The following is a 24,715-nucleotide window of genomic DNA, read 5'->3' as shown; positions in this document are numbered from 1 at the left end:
GGGCACGGATTCCAGATGCTCCACTACCGTCACTGTGCGGGGGACCCGCTTAAGAACTAGCGGGGTGAGCCGCTTTCTTTTGCCTACTTTTCTTTGCGGCAGGCAAAGAAAAGTAGGTGCCCGCCCCGCACAGGGGCGACGCTAATACACCAATATCAATTCAAGGAAAGGCCAACGCCACAGGCAACCAGACAAACAATCGCCGCGCAGGCAAAAGACCAACCAAAGGCCAACGCCATAGGCAACCAGACAAGCAAGCGCCACGCAGCCACCCAGCTCAAAAAAAATCCCACGCCGCAGGCAAAAAACCCAACCTCAAGCCACCGGCCCCCGCGCCGGCTCCCTCCTCAGGAGAGCATAAAGAATAATCGCACCGAAGGTCGCAGTCCCAATCCCACCAAGCCCAAACCCGCCCAGCTTCAACGAGAAATCCCCAGCCCCAAGCACCAGCGTCACCGCCGCAACAATCAGATTCCGGTTGTCGGAGAAATCCACCTTATTAACGACCCAAATCCGCGCGCCCGTCACCGCGATCAAACCGAACACAACGATCGACACCCCACCCAGCACCGGACCCGGAATGGTCTGAATCACCGCCCCAAACTTCGGCGAAAAACCCAGCACAAGCGCAATAACCGCCGCAATCACAAACACCAGCGTCGAATAAATTTTGGTCACGGCCATCACGCCAATGTTCTCGGCGTAAGTCGTCACGCCGGTGCCACCCGCGAAACCGGAGACAATCGTCGCGAGTCCATCACCGAGAAATGCACGGCCGACGTATCGATCCAGATTCTGACCGGTCATCGCACTCACCGCCTTGATATGCCCAAGATTCTCAGCCACCAGAATCACAGCAATCGGGGCGAGCAGCGTCATCGCCTGCACATTGAAAACCGGCGCCGTAAAGCGAGGCATTCCGAACCACGCAGCATTCGCCACAATCGCGAAGTCGATCGGCTTACCCATGCCGAGTCCATTCGTCACGATCGCATAGATGACATACGCCATCAGCAAACCGATCAGAATCAGCAAACGCTGCAGCATGCCGCGCGCAAACACCGCCACCGCGCCGACGCACAGCACGGTCACCAACGCCATCCACGAATCGAAGTTGCTGCCGCTCACACCATGCACCGCGATCGGCGCCAGATTCAGCCCGATCACGCAGACGATCGCGCCCGTCACGACAGGCGGCATCAGCGTTTCAATCCACTTTGTGCCGACCACCGAAACGATCAGCCCGATGATCCCGTACACCACCCCGCACGCGATGATCCCGCCCAACGCCACCGGAATGTTCATGTTCGGGCCGTGGCCGCCATACCCCGTCACCGCGATCACAAGGCCGATGAAGGCGAAGCTCGAACCGAGGTAGCTCGGTACGCGCCCACCCACCAGCACGAAGAACAACAGCGTGCCAATCCCCGACATGAAGATGCACAGGTTCGGATCGAAGCCCATCAGCAACGGTGCAAGCACGGTCGAGCCGAACATCGCGACGACGTGCTGAATACCCATTGCAAACATCTGCGGCCACGCAAGCCGCTCGTCGGTGCCGACAATCCGGCCCTCGGCAGCGTTCGGCTGGGCACGCCAGCGTGGGAAGTAGGAATCGGCCATGGCGGGGGTTCTCCTCTGTCGGCGTTTTAGTGAACGGCGCCGGAAACTGCGCCGCCGGTGAATTACGCGCGAGTGTACGGAGAGCCACCAGGCCTGGCAAGCGCGACTAATTGCACGACTGAAGCCGCGCAAAGGGCGCTATGGACGGCAGCGCCGCGATCCATCACCCCGGCCCCGGTATTCATGCCTTCACGAACGCCAGCCCGAGCAACGCGCCCTCGATCCGTCACCGGCGCAAGCAGTCACACCCGCACGACGACCTGCGCGACGAGCCGCGCCCACCCCTATCAACCACTCGATCACCCATGCCGCGCCGCGTCCAGCGAGAACACCGTGACCGCCGCTTGCAACTGCCTGGCCTGGTCCGCCATCGACGCCGCCGCGGCCGCCGCCTGCTCGACCAGCGCCGCATTCTGCTGGGTCACGTCGTCCATCTGCGCGACCACGCGGTTCACTTCCTCGATGCCCGTACTCTGCTCCTGCGAGGCCGACGAAATCTCGCCCATGATGTCAGTCACGCGCTTCACCGCATGCGTGACTTCCGTCATCGTCTGACCAGCCCGCTCGGCCAGTTCCGCACCGTTGCCCACGCGCGCCGTCGAGCTCTCGATCAGCTCCTTGATCTCCTTGGCCGCCACCGCGCTGCGCTGCGCGAGCGAACGCACTTCCCCCGCCACCACCGCAAAGCCGCGCCCCTGTTCGCCGGCACGCGCAGCTTCCACCGCGGCATTCAGCGCGAGAATGTTGGTCTGAAACGCGATCCCTTCGATCACCGCGATGATGTCGGTCATACGCTTCGAGCCGGCCGCCAACTCGCGCATGGTCTCGACCACATCGCCGACCAGGCTGCTGCCGCGCACCGCTACTTCCGACGCGCCATGCGCGACGCCGCCCGCCTGCTGCGCGTTCTCGGCGTTCAGCTTCACCGTCGACGTCAATTCCTGCATGCTCGACGCGGTTTCCTGCAACGCGGCGGCCTGCTCTTCGGTGCGTTGCGAGAGGTCGGTGTTGCCCTGCGCGATTTCACCCGAGGCCATCAGGATCGATTCGCTCGACTCGCTGATGCCCGACACGATGCCGGCCAGCCGCTCACGCATGTTGCGCAGCGCGAACAGCATGCTGTCGGTGTCGCCCGCACGGGTGTCGACGCGCACGCTCAGGTCGCCGTCAGCTATCCGGTTGGCGATGTGCATGGCGTAATCCGGTTCACCGCCGAGCTGACGCGCGAGGCGCCGCGCAATCATCGTCGCGAGCAGTGCGCCCGCCGCGATCGCGCCCAACACCAGCGCCAGCATCACGATGCGCATGTGTTGATAGCCAGCGCTCGCCTCCTGCTGGGCGTCGGTGGCTTGCTGACGGCGATAGTCGATCAGCGCAGTGATGCGATCGCGCAGCGTCTCGCTCGACGCAATCGCGCGGCGCACGAGCTCGTTGTTATCGACGCCCGCCGGAATCGGTTCGAGCCCGATCTGCTGATGGACGATGCCTTCCCATACCGTCGACTTGCGCAGCACTTCGTCGAACATCTCCTGACCCTTGCTGGTCGCGATCGTCGCGCGATACTGGTCGTAGGCGTCGTGCATCTCCTTGAGCGATGCGACGATGCTGTCCTTCAACTTTTGTCGGCCGGCATCGTCGGCTGCGTAGCCGAGATTCGCGGCGGCAAGATCGGAATCGATCTTGTGGCGGTTGGCCTCTTCCATCCAGTAGAGGCCGTTCATGTGCTGGTCGCTGATGGCGTCGGTAATGTCATGCATCGACGACAACGTCTTCAGCGAGCTCCCGCCAATCACGACGCAGAATCCGATCACAACGGCAAATGCCAATAGCAGCTTCCTGAATACGGTCATGCGGTCGAACCACTTCATCTCACCATCCTTCAAAAGTCCTGACGGGACGATCGCGCCGTCGCGCCATGGCGAAGATTTCGCGATTTCTCAGATACGTGGCGGCGCTCCCAGCTCTTTTACGGCGGGGTAGCAGAGACCTGAAGCGATAAATGACAGGAATAACCGGGACAGGATGATGTAAGGAATGCCTGGCGGAGGGTGCCGGATCGCTACATGAATGCGCTTCGCCGGCTAGCGCAGTGATTGGGATTTGTCTGATATATCGGGGCGCGTCGCACTCTTAAACTTTGTTTGCTGCGTTTCACCCCATGAGTAAGCGCATGCAATGTTGTTGTAACTCTCCGACTTACCGCTCACGCTCCCCCGGCGTGAGCGGCTTTTTTTTTGTCCGTACACTTCGCGGCATCGCCCTCTTATGGATGCGTGACGAGTGCAGCTTCGGCAAGGCCAAGCGTGTAACTGCGCACATCTTCCGGCCATGCTGCGACGATGTGATCAAACCGCGTTCGATCGCCGGCGTAGAGCGCGCGTGTTGCATCTTCATAACCAGGCAGATTGCCGGCGAGTGCGGTCATGAAGCGATACACCGCTTCTTGCGCTGCGCGTTTGCGGTCCTTGTCCTCGCTCGCTGAGCGCGCCGCTTCGACCAGTTTGCGCAGCGCAACCGAAGCGCCGCCCGATTGCGCGTTGAGCCAATTCCAATGACGCGGCAGCAGCGTCACCTCTCTCGCCACCACACCGAGCTTGGGCCTGCCACGGCCGCGTGGGATGTCTTCTTCTTCAGCCTCAGCGGTGGGCGCGGGTTGCTCGGCGGACGCCTGGTTTGCCAGCCGCTCCAGAATCTCCTCAGGCGTGCCGCGCAAATCAAGTTCGACTGGACGGGCGGTGATGTCGTCGAAAATCAGTACAGGGGCCTGTTCGCCGCGCGCCAGCACTGCTCGCACAGCAAGCGCCACGTCGGACACGGAGCCCGAGGCGACGCGGCAGTGCCCCTCGAAAGCAGTGCAAGTAGCAGGATGGGGGGTCATGACAAACTCCAGATCGATGAATTTGTCTAATTATACCCGGGCAAAAATAAGATACAACATATTATCCGGGTAAAATTATTATGGCGGCGAATGCGCGGCCACGCGGCGCTGTTGCGGTTGCCGTGGTCGTCGCGAGAACAGCAGGGCGAGCGCGATGATCGCCACGTCGAGCGCCGCGATCAACGTGCCGATGATCCACGCGCGATGCCGCCACTCCGTGTAGATATCGCGCGTCGACAGCGCGACATCGAGAATCAGCGGGTACATCTCGATATGGCGGAACGCATACCAGCGCTCGACACCGTCGATCGCCGCGGTGCCGAAGAAGTCTCCGCTCGGCTGCTCGGTGAAGCGTGAATAGTTCGAGGTGCCGATCAGACTCCGACCGATGATCCTGGGATCGTAAGGACGCCGCATCAGCATCGTGCCGTCGCTCAGCATCAGCGCCATCGAACCGCCCGGGCCCAGATTCATGCCGGCGAACAGGCGCTTGAAGTAAGTGAGCCGCATCGTGCCGACCACCACGCCGCCGAAGCTGCCGTCCGGCTTCGAGACGCGCCGGCTCAGCGCAATACTGACTTCTTTGCCGGTGATCCTGGGCAGGAATGGATGGCTGACATATAGCCCTACGTTCGGCGAGTCGCGCTGCACCTTGAAATAGTCGCGATCGGCGAGATTGACGGGACGTGGCGGTGAGGCTTGCGAATCGAACACGACGTTACCGGCGGCGTCGATCACCACGACCGAACCGAGGTCTTTTGCACCGGCCCAGCCGTCGAACAACACCATCTGGCGGATCGCCGGCGGCAGGTCCAGCACGCCGGGTTGTTTCAAACTGTCGATGACCGACCACAGCGACAGATCGAAGATTTCGAGATTGCGCGACACGTCGCGCTCGATCAACAACGACACATTGAAAACGGAGTCCTGTGCGCGCCGCAACGCGTCATCGCGCATCTGCGCCAATACCCAGACCGCGATCGCAAGGATCACGCTGGCCACCACGATACTGATGGCAATCACGATGTTCGGTCGACGCGTCACTATGAGTTTTGCATTCGGGAATGCGCTGACCTACACGCGTGAAGAAGGTGGCCGCTGCCGGAAGGCGCGTCCCGTGAGCCGGTAGCCTACCAGACGCCGCAACGGGCCCGACGTCAGGCCTATCCGGATATCCACTCAACGCGCCGCCCGACACGCTCAGCCGGCGCGCAGATCGAGCACCGGCTTCGAGGCGAGGCGACTGAGCGCGCGGATATCGGCGACCTCGAGCACCGCTTTGGCGGCGCCATGGCGCGCAACCGTCAGCATGGCCAGACCGATGTCTTCGGTGCTCAAAATGTGGTTGGGGAATAGCGCGCGCAGGGTCGACAGGAAAGGTCTGGCCGCCGTGTAGAACAGCCGGTACCCACGGGTCTTCGAGCGGGCGCCGTTCAGCGGCTCGATCACACCGGGACGAAACAGGTAGACCGCCTTGAACGGCAGTTGTCGCAGCGCGTTCTCGGTCTTGCCCTTGACCCGCGCCCACATACTGCGGCCTCGTTCCGTGCTGTCGGTACCCGCGCCGGACACGTAGACGAAGGCCATGTGCGGATTGAGGCGGGCGAGGGTCTCCGCGGCCGCCAATGTCAGGTCATAGGTGAGGCGCGCATACTCGGCCTCGGACAAGCCCGCGGATGAGACGCCCAGGCAGAAAAAGCACGCGTCAAAACCCTTTAGCGAAGACTCTACCGCGTGGTAATCCATCAGATCCGGCTGGATCAGCTCGACGAGCCGCGGATCGAGCTGGCCGGTGCCGGTGCGGCCAACCGTCAGCACCGCCTCGACGTCGGCCGCTCGCAGGCATTCGCGCAATACACCTTGTCCGACCATGCCGGTCGCGCCAAATATCAGAACCTTCATGATGCGTGCTCCATGCTTGCGCCCGCCTAGCGGGAGTCGATTGGTGTTCAGGCCTTCGCCGAGGTGGCCGGAAACGCCGGCAACGGCGACGGTGCGGAAAAGTCGGTCGCGACGCTGACCGCTCGCCACGCTTGCTCGGCTGCAGCGCGCGTCTTGTCGCCTTCGCCGGCGTAGTGCAATGCGTCACTGCCGAGCAGGAGATGGGCCGGCAAAGCATCGTGATACGCGAGCTTCAGTACCACTTGTGCCACCTTCACGGGATCGCCGGTTTCATGGCCCAAGTACTGAGACAGCATATCCACTACCGCGCCCACCGACGGTACATAGTCCGGCAGCAATTCCGGCGTCACGCGGCTCGCCTCGGTGCCCCACCCTGTTTTCATGCCGCCAGGTTCGAGCGCAGTCACGTGGACACCGAACGGCGCGAGCTCCTGGCTGATCACCTCGGTGAAGCCACCGACCGCCCACTTCGCCGCCTGATAAGCGCTCAAACCGGCGATCCCAACACGGCCACCCACGGACGAAATCTGGATGATGTGACCGGCTCGCTGCCCCCGCAGCACCGGCAACGCCGCGCGCGTCACATTGACGACGCCATGGAAGTTCGTGTCGATCTGCGCGCGGAAATCGTCCTCGGTGGTTTGTTCGAACGGCGCGAGGTGGCCGAAGCCCGCGTTGTTGACCACCACATCGAGCCGGCCGAATGCGTCCACAGCGGCTTGCACCGCGTGACGCGCCGCCGCCGGATCCGTGACATCCAGCGCGACCGCCCGAACCTGCTCGCCATAGCGCGTGACCAGCTCCGTCAACTGACGCGGATCGCGCGCCGTAGCCACCACACGCTCGCCGGCGCGCAACGCCACTTCAACAATTTCACGCCCAAGCCCACGGGCACTCCCGGTAACCAACCAGACTTTCGACATAATGCGCTCCTTGCATTTAAATGAGCAAGCAATCACTCATTAATTAGACAAAAAATTTAGTTCTGGGCAATCGCGTGCCAGAACGCTTCAAAGCCGGCCTTGCGGTAACGGTCGGCGGCGGCCGGTTCGCGAGCGATGAAATCCATGGTGGTTTCGGCCAGCGCCGCCATGATCGCCGACAGAAAAGCCGGCGGATGATCACGCAACGCGCCGCTCGCCACGCTTGCCTGAATCATTGCGTTGATGTCCGCGAAGGACTCCATGCCCGTCGCGCGCGTGCAGTCAGACAGCCGCTCCGACACGGACAGTTGAGCCATTGCCCGGCGCTTTTGCGGCTGGGCGACACCCCAATCGACAAACTTGTTCCACACGTGCTGGACGCGCTCACGCACGCTGGCTTGCTTCGGATAAGTGGTCATCATCACTTCGCGCAATTCCGCCTTGATATTCAGGTAGAGCTCGTTTAGCAACTCGTCCTTGTTGTCGAAGTAGGTGAATAACGTTCCTTCGGCCACGCCCGCGAGTTTGGCGATGCGCGCGGTGGGCGCGCCCAGGCCCTGCTCCGCAATAATCTCTGCGGCAGCTGCAAGGATGGCGTTGCGTTTGTCTTCGCTTTTCGGACGGGCCATACGACGGTTGCTTTTACGACAGCCAATAAATGAGTGATTGCTCAATCATATCCACGCACGTCCGCTTATTCAAGCTATTTTTGTCGCCGGCCGCCCAGCGATGGTTATTCGCTCGATATCCGCCATGAAGTGAAAAAGAATTCTTTCACCATGTGACTAAATTTATTCAAAACCACAGGAAAAGCGGCGTTCTTCGCGCATCGCACGCAAGCTTGGTAGAGAAATACCCGAGCTTGCTTAAGTACGTGAGCCTTCAGTCCGATAACCGGTAATGGGATACCCATTTGTTGCCCGACGTTCGACGCGCTTTCCGCACTGCGTCTGATAGAAGGCACGAAGGGCAAACCGCGCGGGGGCTGCTGTGATGAACGGCAGCCAGATAGACGCTCCCATGCCCGGACCTGAGAGTCCATTGCGAACGCTTTAACGTTTCGTTATTGGAGAAAAAATCGTGACACTCAAGCATTTCACCATCAAGACCAAACTCATTGCTGGCTTCGGCATGTTGTCTTTCATTGTCGTCGTGGTTTCCTGCCTGTCCTTGAAAGCGCTGAGCGATTCGACCGATGGTTTTTCCAACTTTGTACACGGCATCAACGCGCGCGCCGACATGGCGGTCCAAGTTCGAACCGCTGTGGACCGCAGGGCGATCGCGGCGCGCAATCTCGTGCTCGTGACCAAACCGCAGGATCTAGAAGTAGAGAAAGCTGACGTGACGCTCGCGCATGAAGACGTACAAACCGACCTGAAAAAGCTCAACGACATGATCGCGACCGCGACCGACACGTCGGAGAAAGCGCGCAGTCTCGTCGCCGAAATCAATCGGGTGGAGTCCGCTTATGGGCCGGTTGCGCTCAACATCGTCAATCTGGCGCTCGCCAACAAGCGCGACGAAGCAATCGTCGAGATGGACGATCACTGCCGGCCGCTGCTCGCCGCGCTGATTCGGGCGACCAACGCGTATGCCGACTACACGCATGGGCGTCAAGAACAGATCGTCAATGAATACACGGCTCATTATGAGAGCCAGCGCAATCTGCTGATCGCGATTTGCCTTATTGCGTTAGGGCTCGCCGTCAGTGCGTGCGTGGTGATCACGCGCGCGGTGACCGGACCGCTACGCCTTGCGATCGACGTTGCGCGCACCGTGTCGGAAGGCGATCTGCGCACGCGGATCACCGTCGAAGGCAACGACGAAACCAGCAAGCTGCTGGGCGCCTTACGTGAGATGAACGAACGGCTGACGGCAATCGTCGGACGGGTGCGCGACAGCAGCACCAGCATCGCTGGCGCGGCGCGTCAGATCGCGGCGGGCAATATGGACCTGAGCCAGCGCACGGAGGAGCAGGCGGCGTCGTTGCAGGAAACCGCTTCCAGCATGGAGGAACTCACTTCCACGGTTAAGCAGAACGCCGATAACGCGCAGCAAGGCAGCATGCTGGCCGCCAATGCATCGACAGTGGCGCAAAAGGGGAGCAAGGTCGTCGATCAGGTGGTGAACACGATGCATGACATCAGCGATAGTTCGACCAGGATCGCGGACATCACGGGCATCATCGAAGGCATTGCATTCCAGACGAACATCCTCGCGTTGAACGCGGCCGTCGAAGCCGCGCGGGCAGGCGAACAAGGTCGGGGTTTCGCGGTGGTGGCGAGCGAAGTCAGAAGCCTGGCTCAACGTTCTTCGAGCGCGGCCAAGGAGATCAAGGATCTGATCGCCAACTCTGTCGACAAGATTCGCGACGGCTCCGCGCTTGCCGGTGAGGCGGGCAAGACAATGGCCGAAGTGACTCAGGCGGTCGCGCGAGTGACGGACATCATGTCGGAGATCGCGGCGGCATCGACGGAACAAAGCCGTGGCATCGAGCAGGTCAATCTTGCGATTACCCAAATGGACAACGTCACGCAGCAGAATGCGGCTTTGGTGGAAGAGGCAGCGGCGGCTTCGCGATCGATGGAGGACCAGGGCGAACAATTGAATGAGGCTGTGGCGTTTTTTCAGGTGAAGGATGCTGCGCGTGCGGTAGTGGCCGCGCCTGCCCGGCGTGAGGTGCCGCGGCGCGATGTTGCGGTGGCTGTTCCTGCTCGGCGGGTTGTGCGGGCTACTGCTGTGGCACCGGTTGCTGCGCTTGCTACCGTGGCTGCGGGTGTGGGTGCGGCTGCGGCTGCGGCTGACGGGTGGGATAAGTTCTGAGCGGCGTTTTACTGATGACGTGTCGCCTATGGGCGGCCGACGCCCAGCTTGGCAAGCGAAAGAGACCGCTAAGTCAACGCGTAAAAAAACCGATGCCAGAAATACAAAAACCGGCGCGTAGCCGGTTTTTGTGTTGAAACAGAATCCTCTTGGTGGAGAGGAGGAGGATCGAACTCCCGACCTTCGCATTGCGAATGTAAAAACCTCTCTACACTAGCCAGTATCTCTGGCCCGATCTGCGGTTATTTGCCACAATATTGCCACACTCCCCGAAATAGAGGCGACATCGATGGCAACTCTCCGCAAACGCGGCCCCTATCAGTGGGAAGCGCAAATACGCCGGCGCGGTTATCCCCCGCAAAGCAAAACGTTCGAAACCAAAGCCGAGGCTGAAGCTTGGGCTAACATGATCGAATCGGAAATGTCGCGAGGCGTATGGGTCAGTCGTGGGGAAGCGGAGGCGACGACGCTCTACGAAGCCTTGATCCGATACGAGGCTGAAGTGGTACCGGTCAAGAAAGGCGCTGCGCAGGAGCGATCGGTATTGCGGGCCTGCAAGTCAGAAGAGATAGCCACGCGGCCGCTCGCGGCGATCCGCAGCGCAGATGTGGCACGGTTACGAGATCAGTGGCTAAAGGACTATAAGGCGGCGACTGTATTACGTCGCTTGGCTGTTCTGTCTCACGTGTTCAGCATTGCACGCAAAGAGTGGGGCATGGAGAGCCTCTCTAACCCCGTGGAGCTTGTGCGTAAGCCTCAGCTCGACAACGCTCGGACGAGACGTATTGCCGCGGACACTCCTGTCCCGAATGGGCCCAACGTAGTAGACATCAACTGTCCGGACCATGCCATGCGAGCCGGCGAAATCGAACGGGTAGTTGCGGCCAGCGGCTCGACAATGCTCCCTTCTGTTATATGTTTAGCCGTCGAAACGGCCATGCGCCGGGGTGAAATCATATCGCTACAGTGGGAGCATGTAGACGTCCAACGCCGCGTTGCGCATCTCCCATCGACAAAGAATGGAACAGCGCGCGATGTGCCGTTGTCATCGCGCGCCGTCGCTGCTCTTGAAGCGATGAGAGAAGCTCGGGATAAGGCGATGCACACGGTTCAAAATCGCGAGGATTCAGTCGATTTGGGCCGCGTGTTCAGAATTCGTAGCGATGCCGTTACGCGGGCCTTCGAGCGCGCCGTTGCGCGTGCGCGCAAGCTCTATCTTGAGGAAAGTAGAGAGGCCGGACGACGGGCGGATCCAAAGTTTCTAACAAACCTTCGCTTCCATGACCTTAGGCACGAAGCGACATCGCGCTTGGCATCGATATTCCCAATGCACGAACTAACGAAAATTACGGGCCATAGAGACCCGCGAATGCTGATGCGCTACTACCATCCACACGCGGAAGAACTGGCGAAAAAGTTGGGATGACATAACGTGCGGATTGTAGTTCGGCGTGTGACGCAGTAAATCATTGAAATTTAAGCTGATTTATCTATAACCCAAGTGAAACAGAAAGTTGTTTCGCATCAGTAGTTTAGCGTAATGTCCCCTATGATCGAGAAACTGAGCCCTGAACTGCTGGTGTGCGGAAAACCGTGGGACGGATGGTGTACTTGACCGTGACCAATGCAAAGAATTGCACTACCCGGGGCGTTCGACGCGGTGGAGAGCCTGACAACTCGGAGCCCGGCTTCGGTCAAAGTTGACATTCCTGCAACACCCGAAGCCGTCATTCCAACGGCCGATTCAGCTCCAAAACCCGCCGGATACCCTGTGGACCCATCTCGGGCTCGGCAGAGATGCGCCGCCAGATCGGCGAATCTGTGCGCTCATGCTGAAATCGGACAGGACGCATCCTGAGACGCTCAAATAAACGCGCTGGCCGTGATCGGCCATGCCCCCTGGGAGGTTGACTTTGAATAAAAGCCATCAAAGGGTACGGTGACTTCTCGCTAATCTAGGTGAGGAAAGAGCATAAAAAAGTCCTTTTTCTGAGCGCAGAGGACTTTGTCGCTTTTTTATAGTTCCCGGGCGCATCAGGACAGGCTCGACCGGGATCAATTGGGCTGCAGTCCAATTGCCACATCCCGGAAAGACGCCAACGCAGCTTCCAAATGCTCAATGATTTCATGTTGCAGCACATCCGGCGGCGGCAGGTCATCCAAGTTGTCCAGGCTGTTGTCCCGGAGCCAGAATATATCCAGGTTCGCCTTGTCTCGGGCGATCAACTCGTCATACCGGTAGAACTTGAAACGCTCGGTCTCTTTCCGATCGTGGCGGTTCTCGGGGTGGTAGCAAGTGATGAAGTCCTGCAGATCATCCAGCTTGAGCGTGCGCGTCTTCAGCGTGAAGTGCTTGTTGGTACGCATGTCGTAGAACCACACACCTTTGGTGTGCACGCGGCCATCCTTGGGCGCGTTGTCGAAGAACACCACGTTCGCCTTAACGCCCTGCGCGTAGAAGATGCCGGTGGGCAGACGCAGAATGGTGTGCACATTGCAGGTCTCCAGCAACTTTCGGCGGATCTTTTCGCCGGCGCCGCCTTCGAACAGCACATTGTCGGGCAGCACCACGGCCGCCTTGCCGTCGACCTTGAGCATGCTCACGATGTGTTGCAGAAAGTTGAGCTGCTTGTTCGACGTGGTTTCCCAGAAGTCTTGGCGCTCGTAGGTGAGTGCGTCGCGGTCTTCCTCGCCTTCCTCATTGGTGATTGTCATGCTGCTCTTCCTGCCGAAGGGCGGGTTGGCAAGCACATAGTCCACCTTCACCTTGGGCTCGGTGATTAGTGCGTCTGAACGATCAATCGAAGGCTCTCCGTCCAATTCGCCGATGTTATGCAGGAATAGGTTCATCAGGCACAAGCGGCGCGTGTTGGGCACGATTTCGTTGCCGTGGAAGGTGGCATCGCGTAGGGACTCCTTTTGCCGCTTGTTCAGCTTGGCACCGGGGCGGGTTAGCCAATTGTAAGCGCCCAGGAAGAAGCCGCCTGTGCCGCAGGCCGGGTCGGCAATGGTCTTGCCGGGCGCGGGGCGCAGGCACTCCACCATTGCTTGGATAATGGGACGCGGCGTGAAGTATTGGCCAGCACCGCTTTTGGTGTCTTCCGCATTCTTCTGCAGCAGGCCTTCATAGAGATCGCCCTTGGTGTCGGCGTCCATACCCACCCAGCTTTGCTCGTCGATCATCTGAACCAGCCGCGAAAGCTTGGCCGGGTCTTGAATCTTGTTCTGGGCTTTGAAGAAGATGGCGCCCAGCATGCCTGTCCCCTGTCCCAGCTTGTGCAGCGTGGCAAGGTAGTGCGCTTCCAGCGGCTCGCCGGTCTTGCTGCGCAGGCTAGCCCAATCGTGGCCTTTCGGGATGCGCGTGTTGCGGTTGTAGGGCTCCGCCGCATACTCGTGCGCCATCTTCAGAAACAGCAGGTAAGTGAGCTGCTCCAGATAGTCGCCATAACCTACGCCGTCGTCGCGCAGCGTGTGGCAGAAGTTCCAAACTTTTTGGATGAGGGTTGATGTGTTCATAGAAGTGCCTCCACCCAAGCCTTGTCACGATGTGTGCCGATGGCAGATCGGAAAAAGCTTGAGTATTCGTGGTCCGTAGACAAGTGTTCTTGCAAATGCGCGACGACTGCAGGCTGATGTCCAGCAAGTCGAATCAGATCATCCAGCAGACGCCAAGAGTTCTTTTTTGTCTCCGGCGTGTTCCAGTCATTGAAGCCAAGCCGGTCAATCGTGTACCGCGCGCGTTCGTTATCCCAAGTGCCAGTTGAGGCGAGAGGTTTGACCTCTCCATCAATACCGTGTGCTAACAACTGACAGTCGGCTGGGTCGCACGGGTCTAGGAGCCTTGGCTCCTCGGCCGTCAGAAGTGCTGCCGGCAGTGTGCATCGATGTGCTTCATCTCGAATCGGAAACTCGTTCGCCTTGCCGTGCAAGACGTCGGCTTCATCCTTTTCGGGTCGATTGCACCTTTGGCAGGAAAGGCGGAAATTCCACCACTCATAAGCCAACCAATAATATCCATCGAGTCCTGCGAGCTCAACGCCGTCGACCGTGATTCCCAACTTAGGCCGAAAGTGATCAACGTCAAACGGCGCTCGATCACTTTTTGCTTCACAGTACCAGCACTTGTAACGACTGACCTGGCAAAGCCACCTTTTCAGCCGTCCCCAACTGGTGTGCTTCTTGATATAGGTCGACCGAAGATCATGTGTAGGACATGCGCCGACGCCCGCGATCCTAGTGGCAGAAATTGTGAGCCACCGTTTTGGCAGTTGGGACGGCAGCGGAAGCTGGATGAATCTCAATTTTGGCCCCCCTGCAATCCGCGGAGCAGGCTTTGCACCAAAGCGTCGAGAGCTTTCTGCTTGTTCTCGGGAGTGACGATGGCGCCCCCAATCGCACCATCCGCAGCCAGATCAAATCTGGCGCGTAAATACTCTTGCTCCAGCCGATCTCGCGAGGCGAAGTTGAAGTCCAAACCTTCGAGACGCTGTCGGATTTCGACCAGTCTGTCGCGATCAACCGGGCTGAGAGGCTGCGGCTGCGTGGAGAGTTGATGCAAGGCGATCAAGTCTTCGTTCGTGGCCTTGTCCAAGCTAGAACCCAAGCCGAACATCTCGCTGGTCACGATGCCGGCGAAGCCCATGCCCTTAGGGTCCACAGCTGGGTTCTCGGCACGCACTGTATGGGTACCTGCTTGCCGATACAAGATCTGCACCTGCTCCTTCACCAGCTCCGCAATGGCCAAGGGGTTGTGGGTCGTCAGAACGATGTGGCTGTTGTCCTGGGCATCACTGTTCTGTCCGACAAATGATTTGAGGTAGTTCAAGTACTTCACACACCATCGTGGGTTTAAGTGCGTGTCAGGTTCATCTAACAAGAACAAGCTTTCTTCCTCGGCAGTAAAGCGCAGCAGTCCCAACACAGTGAGGAGTTGCTGTTCGCCCTCGCTGAGTTCACGGAAGATCACGCTGCCATCGTTTTTCTTCAAACGCACGCGGATGCGGATTTCTTCGATCAGCTCGGAGACGTAGGTACTTTCCAAGTCGCGAAAAAATTCGTTTGCAGGTTGGCTGCCTACAAATGTCCTGAGCGACTCTACATCCTTGACGTACAAATACTTGTACTCATGCGCCGATTGATTCTTGTTCCAGATTGACGTCTTCAACCTTCTCCTGATCGTGATCGGCGCCAGCGACGCCGTCATGAGACGATCTAGGAATCGCTGAACCAGACCTCTCGCGTACCAGAATCTGGGGTCCCCATCTTTCGAGTTCCAAGGCGGCTCTCGCAGGACAAAGAGAACAGACTCGATTCCACTATCAGGGTCAATGCCCAGCTCTTGTTCCAGGAACTCCTTTACCTTTTGGTCTGTTTGAATCAAAAACGCCAGAAGTACGAACTGACTGTGAACCGGCAATGCATAGAAGAGTCGCTTTGGCGCTGGGTCAACCATCGACGTCACAAGGTTCTGGTAGTAGTCCTTTAGGTAGGGCTCGAATACCTCTTGCATGCGCGGGCTCTCCCCTGAGTAGTAGCTGAACACATAGCGCGGCAGATACTCGGTCTCGCCATTTAGGAAGGCCGTGAGCCTGATCGGCTCGCCCTGCGGTTTCTTGTGCGCGTCGTCGCCAAAGTTCAGAACTCTATGGAGCCGGTCGTTTTGCGCGATTTGCTCGGCATCAGCGACGTAGATGAGAAACACTTCCTTTTCACGATCTGGATCGGCGTCGATGTGGATGCGGCGCAAGTTTTCTCCCGCGCCCATGCGGTACGAAAGCTTGAATGCGAATTGAGGGATCCCCTTTCGTTTCTCCGCCGACATATCTTTGTAGGTAATCAGGTCGCGGAAGATGATGGCCAGCGCCTCCAGCACATTGGACTTACCGGTGCCGTTCCAGCCGATGATCACCGTGACCCAATGGTCTTGATCGAAGTCGACGGTGACGTTCTTCAGGTTCTTGAACTGGTGAGTCGGGCTGTTCTTGGCGCTGCCGATGGTGAGCTTCTCCAGACGCATGCTCAATCCGCCAGCAGTTTTAGCTTGTCGTAGAGCTTTCGGCCTTGCGCATCGGTCACGGCCTCGACGGCCAAGCGGCCAGCCTTGTCCAGCGCGCGCAACTCGGTATAGAGCGCTTCGATCTGCTTGGTTAGCGCACCGTCGGCCACGCCACAGCGGCGAAACGCTTCTTGCGCCGACACCCAGTCGCCCGCTTCTGCGAGCACGTCGATCAGTTGACTCGCCACGGCGGCGATCTCCTTTTTTTGTTTGGTCTTGCGGGCCTTGGGCTGTTTGGAGCGTTCTGCCCTGTCGGCCCGGATGCGTTCCAGCAGCACACTGGCCGGCTCGTCATTCGGGTCTTGCGGCACCAGCTGGCCGGAGAAAGCGGCACGCAGGATGTTTTGGCGCTGGGCAACGGATTGCCTGAGGGAAAGGTCGATTGCGGAGAGTTGCTCTTCAATCGAAAGCTGAGCTTTCTGAAGTGTCGTCTCAATCGCAACTTGCTCGTCACTGGGTGCCAATGCTATTGGAACTGCGCGGACATGACCCAGATTGATGCGAGGACGACCGATGCCCTTTACAAACTTCATCACGGCATCACGAACCGGTTTCGAGTTGAGCTGAGCCACAACAATGGCCGGACGTATCAATTGAGGATTCAACCGAACGCGGGCGCAGTCAGCTTTCACAATGGCGGGGGCGACGCCATCTGGAATGCCGCATGCGCGGGGTAACACTTCGCCAAGCATGGCTACAACCACATCACCTGTCTCGACGGCGTGCTTAGACAGATTGGCAAAGTGCGCTTCTGAGATGTGTGCATACGCATCGACAAAAATCCCATCGCCGATGTTTTGCAATCGTATAACACGTGGGCCGCTGTCTTGGTAATGCTCAGACTTCAGATTTGAACCAAATGGGCCGTCAGTGATCGCGTTCTCATCAAACGAACATTGATCAACACTGGCCCACGCCCACCCCTCCGGCAAACCAGGCAAGTTGGTGATATCCGGTTGAACCGGCTCGGGGTATTTCTTTTGCCAGTCTGTTGGGGGAGCTTTGCCCTGCTTCTTGAATTTGGCGAGTTGCTTGGCTTCCCAGCGGGCGCAACGCTCGGTGAGGATGCGTTGCAGCAGCTGAGCGCCTGTCTCGGCGGGGGGGGCGAGCTTGTACTGCGCTTCGCGCCAGGGGGCAGTCAGCGCGCCTTCGACGGCGGCCTTGAGCAGCGACTGGCGGCATTGCTGGAGCTTCTTCTGCGCGGCGTTCAGCTCCGCCACTCCAGCGTTGAGATCAGACAGCAGTTCTTCGAGTTTGGCGACAACGTGAGCTTGTTGTGTTGGTGTCTCGAACGCAAAGGTGTATGCAGCAATGTCTTTCGGCCGTACAGCGGGATACAACGCACCTTGCACGAGGGCAGACATCGCGTCGACAAAACGTTGCGACCGGACCAGGCCAAGCAAAAACTCAGGGCGCAGCCATCGGGATCGTAGAACATGAAATCCGGTCGAGCCAATCGCACCATCCAGATGCTCGGGAACCAATGCCACAGCATTCAGGTTCGGTCGTGTCATGGAGACCAAAACATCGCCAGCTCTCAAAACTTGCTTAGCGCGACTCGGTGCCTCCGATAGAGGCAATACCTTCGGATTGACGATCCTCTTTGTCTCTCGGTCAATGCTGCCGATATCAACATAGATAAAATCACCTGTTGGCCCTGACTGCTCGACCGGTTCGTCCGCAAGCTCTCCCAACACAGCAAACGACTGCGGAATATACGCTCTCACGCCACCAGCTCCTCATTCATCTCATTCATCAGCGTATCCAGCTCCTTGCCGAACAAACCCCAAGCCTTCTGCAGACCACCTTTGTCAGCGAGTTCGGCGAAATCAAAATCCTCGCGCGCGATAGAGCAGGAGCTCGCGATGTGGTCCTTCATCAGTCGCAACCACTCGGTCTGCTCCGATGTGAACGACGTGCCACGTTGCGCGTTGTGGCGGAAGATCCAGGTCTGGAAGCGGCGGTCCACCTCGTCGGCAAAGGGTTTGAGTTCCGCGCCATCGCCATCGAGCCCCAGCGCGAAACGCAGCAGGCTGACCAGGTCGGTGAGCTGACGGCGGCTCGTCGTGCCTTTCACCTGACTCGCTTGCACACGGGCATAGGCGCTCCACACGCGCTCGGTGGTGAGCATCAGGGGCGGTCGGCTCAGATGCTCGTGCAGCTCTTCCATCATCTCGAAGGTGAGCGCGCGGCGCTGGTAGGGCTGCTGGTAGAAAAAGCCTAAAGCCGCGATCTCGTCCTTGTGTTGACGGATGTAGTTCGCAAAGGACTGGATTACAGCCTTGGCTTGAGCTTCGGCTTGTTCGGAGAAGCCCGCGAAGGTGACCTGATCGAGATTGATGTGGTCGATGAGCTGCTCGCGATCGCGGCGGGCACTTTCGATTTCATCGCGCAGCTCGGCTTTGTCGAATGGCGCGCAGGCGGCGGCCACGCGGCTGGCGCGGGCGGCTTCGATTTCTTCCGGCAGCAGCGTGTCCTCGCTGCGAGTGATGCCGTTGGCCTTAGTGATGGCGAGGGCAGTTTGCACGATGGCGTCCGGATCCAGCGCGGCGATGAGCGTCTTACCCAACTCGCCGACGGGGATGCCGCCGCTGAGCTTTTCGATGCGCGCTTTCGCCTTGTCGTCGAGCTGCTTGTTCAGGCGCACGAGGCGGTTTGCCAGAGAGAGCACGGTGTCGTCGTCGTGGCTTCCCATAGCCACGCCTTGCAGCAGGTCCTTGAGCGCGATGCCAGGCTTTTTTTCCAGAGGACGGCTTTCGGTCTTGCAGGATTTTTCAACGCCCACGGCATCGATAAGCACAAAGCGCGTCTTCGCGCCTTCGGCGCTCTTGCTCACCCGCTTGAGGCTGTCGGCATCGAGGCTGCGCACGCCGCGGCCTTTCATCTGCTCATAGTAGCCCTTACTGCGGACGTCGCGCATGAAGAGTAACACCTCCAGAGGCTTTACGTCGGTGCCAGTGGCGATCATGTCCACCGTGACGGCAATGCGGGGGTTGTAGTCGTTGCGGAAGCTGCTGAGGATGCTGTCGGCGTCTTCCACGGCGCGGTAGGTGACCTTCTTGCAGAAGGCGTTGCCTTGACCGTAGACCTCACGGACGATGTTGATGATGTCGTCGGCGTGGCTGTCCGTCTTGGCAAAGATCAGGGTCTTGGGCGTTTCCTTGCGCGCAGGGAAGATCTGCGTCTCCACCGCCGTTTTCATGGCTTGAATGACTTGGCGGATCTGGCTGGTGTTGACCACTGAGCGGTCCAGCTCCTTGCCGGTGTAAAAGCTGTCTTCTTCCGTTTCGCCCCAGCGTTTTTTGCGCGTCTGGCGATCGCGGTGGTCCACCCACTCTTGAGCCTTGAGTTCAGCGCCTTTCTGTGTGATTTCGGTGACGATCTCGAACACATCATAGCCAACGTTGACACCGTCGGCCACCGAGTTTTCATAGCTATACTCGGCGACAATGTTTTCATTGAAGAAGCCGAAGGTGCGCTTGTCGGGTGTGGCGGTGAGGCCAATCAGAGACGCGTCGAAGTAGTCCAGAACCTGCTTCCACAGGTTGTAGATGCTGCGGTGGCACTCGTCGATGATGATGAAGTCGAACTCCTCGACCGGGATGGCCGCGTTGTAGCGGACGAGCTTCTCCTGTTTGGCAGTTTGCTGAACTTCGTTGAGCGAGACGTCTTCGGCGGACTCATCGATGGGCACACCGGACAAGACAGAGTACATGCGTTGGATGGTGCTGATACACACCTGCGCATGTGGGTCAATGCTGGCGGAAGCCAGCCGCTGCACGTTGTACAGCTCGGTGAACTTTCGGCCGTCGTCGGGCGGCGTGTAGGCCATGAATTCCTGGTGCGCCTGCTTGCCGAGGTTGCGCGTGTCAACGAGGAAGAGGATGCGCTTGGCACCTCCGAACTTGAGCAGACGGTAGACAGCGGTAATGGCGGTGAAAGTCTTGCCTGCTCCCGTGGCCATGTGGATCAGAGCGCGCGGCTTGTTTTGCGCCAGCGACTTCTCCAGGCCGGTGACAGCGCCGATCTGGCAGTCGCGCAAATTGTGCTCGGACAGCACCGGCATACTGTCGACAAGGCGGCGGCGCAGGGTGTCAGACTGCGCAAGCCATCCGGCGAGCTGCTCGGGCCTGAAGAAGTGGAAGAGCTCGCGCGAGCGCGGTACGGGATCTACGTTATCGGTGAACCGGATGATCTGGCCAGTGGCTTCAAAAAGGAAGCGCAGCGGGGTGTTGCCCTTGCGCCATTTGAGGTCGGCAGTGGCGTAGCGTTCGCTTTGTGTCTCTGTAACGGTGAGGTTTTTACCGGCATTATCCTCTTTCGCTTCGATCACTCCGCAGGCGGTGCGGTTGATGAACAGCACGTAGTCGGCTGGACCAGTATCGGTGGGGAATTCGCGCACGGCTACGCCGACACCCGCCGACAAGTCGAGCTGCTTCATGTCTTGAATGACCCAGCCGGCTTGTTCGAGCTTTTGGTCGATCTGTTGACGAGCCTTGGTTTCCGGCGTCATGACTATCCCCTTGTTCTAAATGCTCAGGTTGGCCAGTGACTTGCCAGATCGAACGAAAGCTGTCGGTGGTGGCGGATCGAGAGCAGATACACCGCGCCTTTAATCTGCGCATACACAAGCAGGTAGTGCGTCATCCCGTATTCGCACAGTTCGCTGCCGTCGGCAATGGCGTTCAATTGTTCGGTCAGACGAGCAATGCCGTTGCTCGTTTCCACAGAGCGGGTAGGGCGTTCGAGGAAAGACCGACCCATAGCCGAAAAGCGCTCCAAATTGGGGATAACGGTATCGGTCAGCTCGTCCAGCAGCACATTGAAGGACCACGAGGCTTCGGCATCTCGCAGGAACGCTTCCATCTCATCGAGATTGCGTTCGAAGTTGGCAGTAAGCTTGACGGTGTGGCGGGCTGTCACGGCGCAAATCGGCCCTTCATCCGGATGTTTTGGTGCCGCGGCGCAGCTTGAGGGCTGAGAGGGTACTACGGGCCTCTTTGACCTTGCCGGCAGCCACATCAGCCAAACCATTGCCGGCATCTGCCATCAACAGTAAGTGGATACGTTCCCGCTCCAGCTGATGATAGTAATCCAGCCGCTGCGCATCGATGATGGCAACGTAACTTTCGCCGTTCTTTGTGATGATCTTTTCGGCCCCGGCCTTTACCTGATCGGCCAATTCGGACAGATTGGCTCTAGCTTGGGACAGTGGGATCACATCGCTGGCTGAGATGGACATGGTTTATTCTCTAGGCTGCCAATTTGTACAGAATTGCGTACATGATACCGTAATTCGTCCGGTGCCGCGATGGTCATGGCGACGTCCGAACCGGGAGCGCATGGAGGGGGCCAACATGTATAGGCTAGATGAGGTGCTTGCAGGTAATTCAGCCGTCCGCAATATCCAATCTATGGCCCGTTCCGATCTCTCGCATGGCGACGGGCCGATGTGCGCGCCGCATGTGCGGATTGCGAATCGCCGACGCGTAGAATTCGAGAAAGCGCAGATCTGTGGGCAGAAATCAGCGTTAAGGCACCAATGTCCGACGCGGAACCAGTATCCAGCTCGCGGATTAAGGCCATGTCGCGCTTTACCAAGCATCTCTTTCAGCAGACAGAGCGGGCTACATATGCAAGATCTTGCCGACCGTCTCATTAAATTCGCGGGTAGCGTTCTCGACAACCCTGTCGCCCTCGTCGCCCTGATTGTCTGAGTTCGCTTCGAAAACTCGTTGAAGCGTCAGGTACGCTGAAATGATCCTATCTTGCTCTTGGGCTGCAGCAGCGGCATAAACGGCCTCCCCCAGTGCTTCCATGAAATAGCTCCGTTGTCCGCCGACCAAACGATCAGCGTCGTCTTCAAGGTCTTCCGCCTTGAACACTTCAATATCTGCCATGCTTTTCCTCCGAAAGGTCTATGGAGCGTCGTTGAATGTTACGCGCGAACCCCGGCTAACGGAGTGTCGTGACTGTTCCTGTTAGCCAACTCTCCAAACGGAGCCCGTCTGCCGTGAACATGCGCCAAGCGAGTGAGATCAGTCATGCTTTCCGCGGGCGTCCACGCGGAGAGTTTATTGAGCCGAACTGCGCTCTCCGTATTTTGCGGTCCAGTCTCCTTACCTGTTTCTCTAGCGCTTCAATCTTTTCAAGATAGGGATATAGCTCATCCATTACGCGGTCCTCCCGCTCCTGAAGTTGCGTGACCACAAACGTGTATTCCCGTTCGTATCTTTGTCTAGCAACCCGCGCGTCAGACCACGCACGGTTAAGCGGCTCGCTTTCCTTTCGAAGCTTGCGCAACTCGCGTATAGCGGCCTTCAGTTCTGCCTCGGCAGTCAATTCGGCATTCATCATAGGCGTCCGGGCGCAGTGCCCGGTTATTTGGTGGAGGGAGAACCGCCCCTTGAGACAGGTGCTTTGACGCCGCGCCCTCGGAACGAGCGCGGCCTCAGTTATTCATCGTTTCATCAATCATGGTGTCACACAATCGCTGCCTGCCCCGCTACACTGAGCGCTGTACGCCAGACCGTCACAGGCACGCCATGAGCACCAAAGCGACTCTCGCACATCATCATTCCGAGACTGGTGAACCATCCTGGCACTTCTATGAAGAAGTGTTCGAAGCGGGCGTGGTGTATCTGGAACTGCAGGGTGTCAGCGTTGAACTCCGCACGCGGGAGCAAGGTGGCGCTGATGTCGTGCTGCGCCTGCCCGTCGCAACGGCGAAGCAGCTCGGGCTGCATACCAGGGTGTCACACGACCGGTGGGCGAGCGCATGCGACGACAAGTGATAGAGGCGCCCATGATCGAGCGCAAGGTGATCCACCTGGCGACCGCCATGGGGGCGGCCTTGTGGCTCGTGCGCATCGTCTTTTCAAGATCGGAACGCCGCAAGCTCGATGCGGCAATGCAAGCGCTTGACAGCGTGACGGCTTCCCGATGACACACAGAAAAATCGAACAGGACGACGTGTTCGCGCAAGGCGATCCGACCGTGCCCTCTGCCGGCGAAGGGTGCCCCGCTGTGCAACCGCTCGGGCCGGAATCCGACGCTCCCGCGAGTCCTGCTGACAGGCCACTCGAGAAACTGCGTAGTTCGGTCCTTCGTTACGACAACCCGACCGACCCCGTCTGGCCCATTGAGACGGAATCTGACTGAACGCGAAGTGCGGGAACAATCTCGTCCAGCGTCCGGATGGTCGCGGCGAGCTTGGGGCGCGCCTCTCCCCGTCGATCTAGATGCAGTGCGTTTAGGCCACTTGCCAATGCGCCGGCATAGTCATCGGCGAACGTGTCCCCCACCATCAACGCTTCATGCGGAGCAAGATTGAGACGTTCACAGGCCCACGCGAAAATGCGAGGATCCGGCTTCAGGTGACCGACCTCAAAGGACCACGCTCGGGCATCCGGCTCGAACTGCAGCAAGCGTAACAGGGGTTCGGCATACGGTGCGGCCAGATTCGATACTATGCCGATCCTGAACCCCTGCCCGCGCAAAGTTTCAAGCACCTCGGGCACCTCCGGGTACAGGCGGATACTGGCCAGCTCAGTGGCAAGCTCCTCCTCTAGCACGGCCAGATCAACGTCCTGCACCTGCAGTTCGCGCGCAGCATCGCGCAGCGAGAGCGCCCGGGTCATGATCAATTCGCGCGCGCGTCGACGATCGGGATGAAACCGGGCCAGCTGCGCAAACGGCCGACGTTTGATGCCGATGTCGCAGAGGGTGCCGAAGGCATCGAAGAAAACGGCGTTGACTGTCATGGTATGCAGACCCCATCAATGGCCCTGCCGACTGACCCGGCCTGCCGACTACCGCGGCGGGCCGGTCGCGCATTATGCGTCGTTTCCGTCCTCGCCTGCCAGCGCATCGTCGACTTGTCCAGCAAACACTGCCCGGCGCTTCCGGCCCACAAATTCCTTCGCGAACGATTCAAGGAATCCCGTATACCGGCGTGAGCCAACGATGGCCGCCGCTTCTTTGTCAAAGATCTCAGGGGTAGCCTGAAACATGAAGCGGATAAGTTGATCGACCTGGGCGATCACCAGCTGGACATCATCGCCGACGTGAGTCGTTTCCTTCAGCGTACGAATCATCGTGGCGGCCAGACGTTCTTCCATTTCGCGTAGCTCTTCAATGATCGACTCATCGGCTAGGTATCGCTCGATCGCTAACGCCATCACGGCCGAGATCGATGTTGATCTTGCAGCTGCGGCCGCTTTCAGACGCGCCTTCAGCTCCGTATCAAGACGCGCAGTCAGGTGTTCTTTCATGCGTTCCCCCTGTGTCACGAAAATCACGAATAGCGTGTAAATGTAACACATCAAAACCACCGCTGCTCTTGCTTTCACGAGAGATAACTGCGCACTATGTAACACACTCTTTATGTTCCACTAGCCTTTGCTTTTCGGGTTTAAGTGAGGGTTCCGGGTACACAACGGGTACAAAACGAGTACAAAACGAGCACTGCGCCGGCGAACGAGTACAAAACGTGTACATGCCGAGGACAAA

Annotated in this window: 19 protein-coding genes and 1 pseudogene; 4 read left to right on the top strand and 16 right to left on the bottom strand. The window is 58.8% G+C overall.

Annotated elements, in window-relative coordinates; all coding sequences use genetic code 11:
* Window positions 1-315: 315 nt before the first annotated feature.
* From PQR53_RS35285 to PQR53_RS35255, 7 genes and pseudogenes are all read right to left on the bottom strand, one after another.
* Window positions 316-1,623: a solute carrier family 23 protein gene (locus PQR53_RS35285; RefSeq protein WP_408464658.1), complete on the bottom strand. Its 1,308-nt coding sequence runs from the start codon at window positions 1,621-1,623 to the stop codon at window positions 316-318.
* 299 nt (window positions 1,624-1,922) lie between these two features.
* Window positions 1,923-3,491: a methyl-accepting chemotaxis protein gene (locus PQR53_RS35280; RefSeq protein ID WP_408464656.1), complete on the bottom strand. Its 1,569-nt coding sequence runs from the start codon at window positions 3,489-3,491 to the stop codon at window positions 1,923-1,925.
* A gap of 395 nt (window positions 3,492-3,886) precedes the next feature.
* On the bottom strand, window positions 3,887-4,501 hold the full coding sequence (locus PQR53_RS35275) for a DUF2239 family protein (protein WP_408464654.1): 615 nt from the start codon (window positions 4,499-4,501) through the stop codon (window positions 3,887-3,889).
* A gap of 120 nt (window positions 4,502-4,621) precedes the next feature.
* A pseudogene (locus PQR53_RS35270) lies at window positions 4,622-5,548 on the bottom strand (diguanylate cyclase); the annotation flags it as partial.
* A 153-nt stretch (window positions 5,549-5,701) separates the two neighbouring features.
* Window positions 5,702-6,403, bottom strand: coding sequence for an NAD(P)H-binding protein (locus PQR53_RS35265; protein WP_408464652.1), 702 nt, complete (start codon window positions 6,401-6,403; stop codon window positions 5,702-5,704).
* Between the two features lie 47 nt (window positions 6,404-6,450).
* Entirely contained in the window at window positions 6,451-7,326 is an 876-nt protein-coding gene (locus PQR53_RS35260) for an SDR family NAD(P)-dependent oxidoreductase (RefSeq protein ID WP_408464650.1), read from the bottom strand.
* A gap of 56 nt (window positions 7,327-7,382) precedes the next feature.
* Window positions 7,383-7,955, bottom strand: coding sequence for a TetR/AcrR family transcriptional regulator (locus tag PQR53_RS35255; protein WP_408464648.1), 573 nt, complete (start codon window positions 7,953-7,955; stop codon window positions 7,383-7,385).
* A gap of 451 nt (window positions 7,956-8,406) precedes the next feature.
* Between PQR53_RS35255 and PQR53_RS35250 the strand changes: the two genes are divergently transcribed.
* Both PQR53_RS35250 and PQR53_RS35245 read left to right on the top strand, forming a co-directional pair.
* Window positions 8,407-10,149 (top strand): methyl-accepting chemotaxis protein, encoded by a 1,743-nt coding sequence (locus PQR53_RS35250; RefSeq protein WP_408464646.1) that lies wholly within the window; start codon window positions 8,407-8,409, stop codon window positions 10,147-10,149.
* Window positions 10,150-10,438: 289 nt separating this feature from the next.
* Window positions 10,439-11,575: a tyrosine-type recombinase/integrase gene (locus PQR53_RS35245; RefSeq protein WP_408464644.1), complete on the top strand. Its 1,137-nt coding sequence runs from the start codon at window positions 10,439-10,441 to the stop codon at window positions 11,573-11,575.
* 629 nt (window positions 11,576-12,204) lie between these two features.
* On the opposite strand, the gene PQR53_RS35240 is transcribed toward PQR53_RS35245, so the two are convergent.
* The 7 genes from PQR53_RS35240 to PQR53_RS35210 all read right to left on the bottom strand — a co-directional run bounded on the left by PQR53_RS35240 (window position 12,205) and on the right by PQR53_RS35210 (window position 22,104).
* Window positions 12,205-13,665 (bottom strand): class I SAM-dependent DNA methyltransferase, encoded by a 1,461-nt coding sequence (locus PQR53_RS35240; RefSeq protein ID WP_408464642.1) that lies wholly within the window; start codon window positions 13,663-13,665, stop codon window positions 12,205-12,207.
* 781 nt (window positions 13,666-14,446) lie between these two features.
* Window positions 14,447-16,165 carry an AAA family ATPase gene (locus PQR53_RS35235; RefSeq protein WP_408464641.1) on the bottom strand — a complete coding sequence of 573 codons (1,719 nt, stop codon included), beginning with the start codon at window positions 16,163-16,165 and terminating at the stop codon, window positions 14,447-14,449.
* 2 nt (window positions 16,166-16,167) lie between these two features.
* Complete coding sequence (locus PQR53_RS35230) at window positions 16,168-17,931, bottom strand: restriction endonuclease subunit S (protein WP_408464640.1); 1,764 nt, start codon at window positions 17,929-17,931, stop codon at window positions 16,168-16,170.
* Entirely contained in the window at window positions 17,928-20,717 is a 2,790-nt protein-coding gene (locus PQR53_RS35225; protein ID WP_408464639.1) for a type I restriction endonuclease subunit R, read from the bottom strand. The genes PQR53_RS35230 and PQR53_RS35225 overlap by 4 nt, the downstream gene beginning before the upstream one ends.
* 23 nt (window positions 20,718-20,740) lie before the next feature.
* Window positions 20,741-21,127, bottom strand: a complete 387-nt coding sequence (locus tag PQR53_RS35220; protein ID WP_408464637.1) for a type II toxin-antitoxin system RelE/ParE family toxin — start codon at window positions 21,125-21,127, stop codon at window positions 20,741-20,743.
* A 16-nt stretch (window positions 21,128-21,143) separates the two neighbouring features.
* Window positions 21,144-21,446 (bottom strand): type II toxin-antitoxin system Phd/YefM family antitoxin, encoded by a 303-nt coding sequence (locus PQR53_RS35215; protein WP_408464635.1) that lies wholly within the window; start codon window positions 21,444-21,446, stop codon window positions 21,144-21,146.
* Between the two features lie 385 nt (window positions 21,447-21,831).
* On the bottom strand, window positions 21,832-22,104 hold the full coding sequence (locus PQR53_RS35210) for a hypothetical protein (protein WP_408464633.1): 273 nt from the start codon (window positions 22,102-22,104) through the stop codon (window positions 21,832-21,834).
* A gap of 645 nt (window positions 22,105-22,749) precedes the next feature.
* On the opposite strand from PQR53_RS35210, the gene PQR53_RS35205 reads away from it, so the two are divergent.
* Window positions 22,750-22,998: a hypothetical protein gene (locus PQR53_RS35205; protein ID WP_408464631.1), complete on the top strand. Its 249-nt coding sequence runs from the start codon at window positions 22,750-22,752 to the stop codon at window positions 22,996-22,998.
* Window positions 22,999-23,009: 11 nt separating this feature from the next.
* Window positions 23,010-23,150, top strand: a complete 141-nt coding sequence (locus PQR53_RS35200; RefSeq protein WP_408464629.1) for a hypothetical protein — start codon at window positions 23,010-23,012, stop codon at window positions 23,148-23,150.
* 163 nt (window positions 23,151-23,313) lie between these two features.
* On the opposite strand, the gene PQR53_RS35195 is transcribed toward PQR53_RS35200, so the two are convergent.
* Window positions 23,314-23,967 carry an HAD family hydrolase gene (locus PQR53_RS35195; RefSeq protein WP_408464627.1) on the bottom strand — a complete coding sequence of 218 codons (654 nt, stop codon included), beginning with the start codon at window positions 23,965-23,967 and terminating at the stop codon, window positions 23,314-23,316.
* Between the two features lie 72 nt (window positions 23,968-24,039).
* On the bottom strand, window positions 24,040-24,477 hold the full coding sequence (locus tag PQR53_RS35190; protein ID WP_408464625.1) for a hypothetical protein: 438 nt from the start codon (window positions 24,475-24,477) through the stop codon (window positions 24,040-24,042).
* Between the last annotated feature and the right edge of the window lie 238 nt (window positions 24,478-24,715).

It is taken from the genome of Paraburkholderia fungorum, from assembly GCF_046027605.1.
GTDB classification, from domain to species: Bacteria; Pseudomonadota; Gammaproteobacteria; order Burkholderiales; family Burkholderiaceae; genus Paraburkholderia; species Paraburkholderia fungorum_F.
This window is presented reverse-complemented; position numbering and strand designations above follow the sequence as displayed.

Coding starts and splice junctions, on each gene's coding strand:
- PQR53_RS35285 (WP_408464658.1), bottom strand. CDS start 1,623: ATGGCCGATTCCTACTTCCCACGCTGGCGTGCCCAGCCGAACGCTGCC.
- PQR53_RS35280 (WP_408464656.1), bottom strand. CDS start 3,491: ATGAAGTGGTTCGACCGCATGACCGTATTCAGGAAGCTGCTATTGGCA.
- PQR53_RS35275 (WP_408464654.1), bottom strand. CDS start 4,501: ATGACCCCCCATCCTGCTACTTGCACTGCTTTCGAGGGGCACTGCCGC.
- PQR53_RS35265 (WP_408464652.1), bottom strand. CDS start 6,403: ATGAAGGTTCTGATATTTGGCGCGACCGGCATGGTCGGACAAGGTGTA.
- PQR53_RS35260 (WP_408464650.1), bottom strand. CDS start 7,326: ATGTCGAAAGTCTGGTTGGTTACCGGGAGTGCCCGTGGGCTTGGGCGT.
- PQR53_RS35255 (WP_408464648.1), bottom strand. CDS start 7,955: ATGGCCCGTCCGAAAAGCGAAGACAAACGCAACGCCATCCTTGCAGCT.
- PQR53_RS35245 (WP_408464644.1), top strand. CDS start 10,439: ATGGCAACTCTCCGCAAACGCGGCCCCTATCAGTGGGAAGCGCAAATA.
- PQR53_RS35240 (WP_408464642.1), bottom strand. CDS start 13,665: ATGAACACATCAACCCTCATCCAAAAAGTTTGGAACTTCTGCCACACG.
- PQR53_RS35235 (WP_408464641.1), bottom strand. CDS start 16,165: ATGCGTCTGGAGAAGCTCACCATCGGCAGCGCCAAGAACAGCCCGACT.
- PQR53_RS35225 (WP_408464639.1), bottom strand. CDS start 20,717: ATGACGCCGGAAACCAAGGCTCGTCAACAGATCGACCAAAAGCTCGAA.
- PQR53_RS35215 (WP_408464635.1), bottom strand. CDS start 21,446: ATGTCCATCTCAGCCAGCGATGTGATCCCACTGTCCCAAGCTAGAGCC.
- PQR53_RS35210 (WP_408464633.1), bottom strand. CDS start 22,104: ATGGCAGATATTGAAGTGTTCAAGGCGGAAGACCTTGAAGACGACGCT.
- PQR53_RS35205 (WP_408464631.1), top strand. CDS start 22,750: ATGAGCACCAAAGCGACTCTCGCACATCATCATTCCGAGACTGGTGAA.
- PQR53_RS35200 (WP_408464629.1), top strand. CDS start 23,010: ATGATCGAGCGCAAGGTGATCCACCTGGCGACCGCCATGGGGGCGGCC.
- PQR53_RS35195 (WP_408464627.1), bottom strand. CDS start 23,967: ATGACAGTCAACGCCGTTTTCTTCGATGCCTTCGGCACCCTCTGCGAC.
- PQR53_RS35190 (WP_408464625.1), bottom strand. CDS start 24,477: ATGAAAGAACACCTGACTGCGCGTCTTGATACGGAGCTGAAGGCGCGT.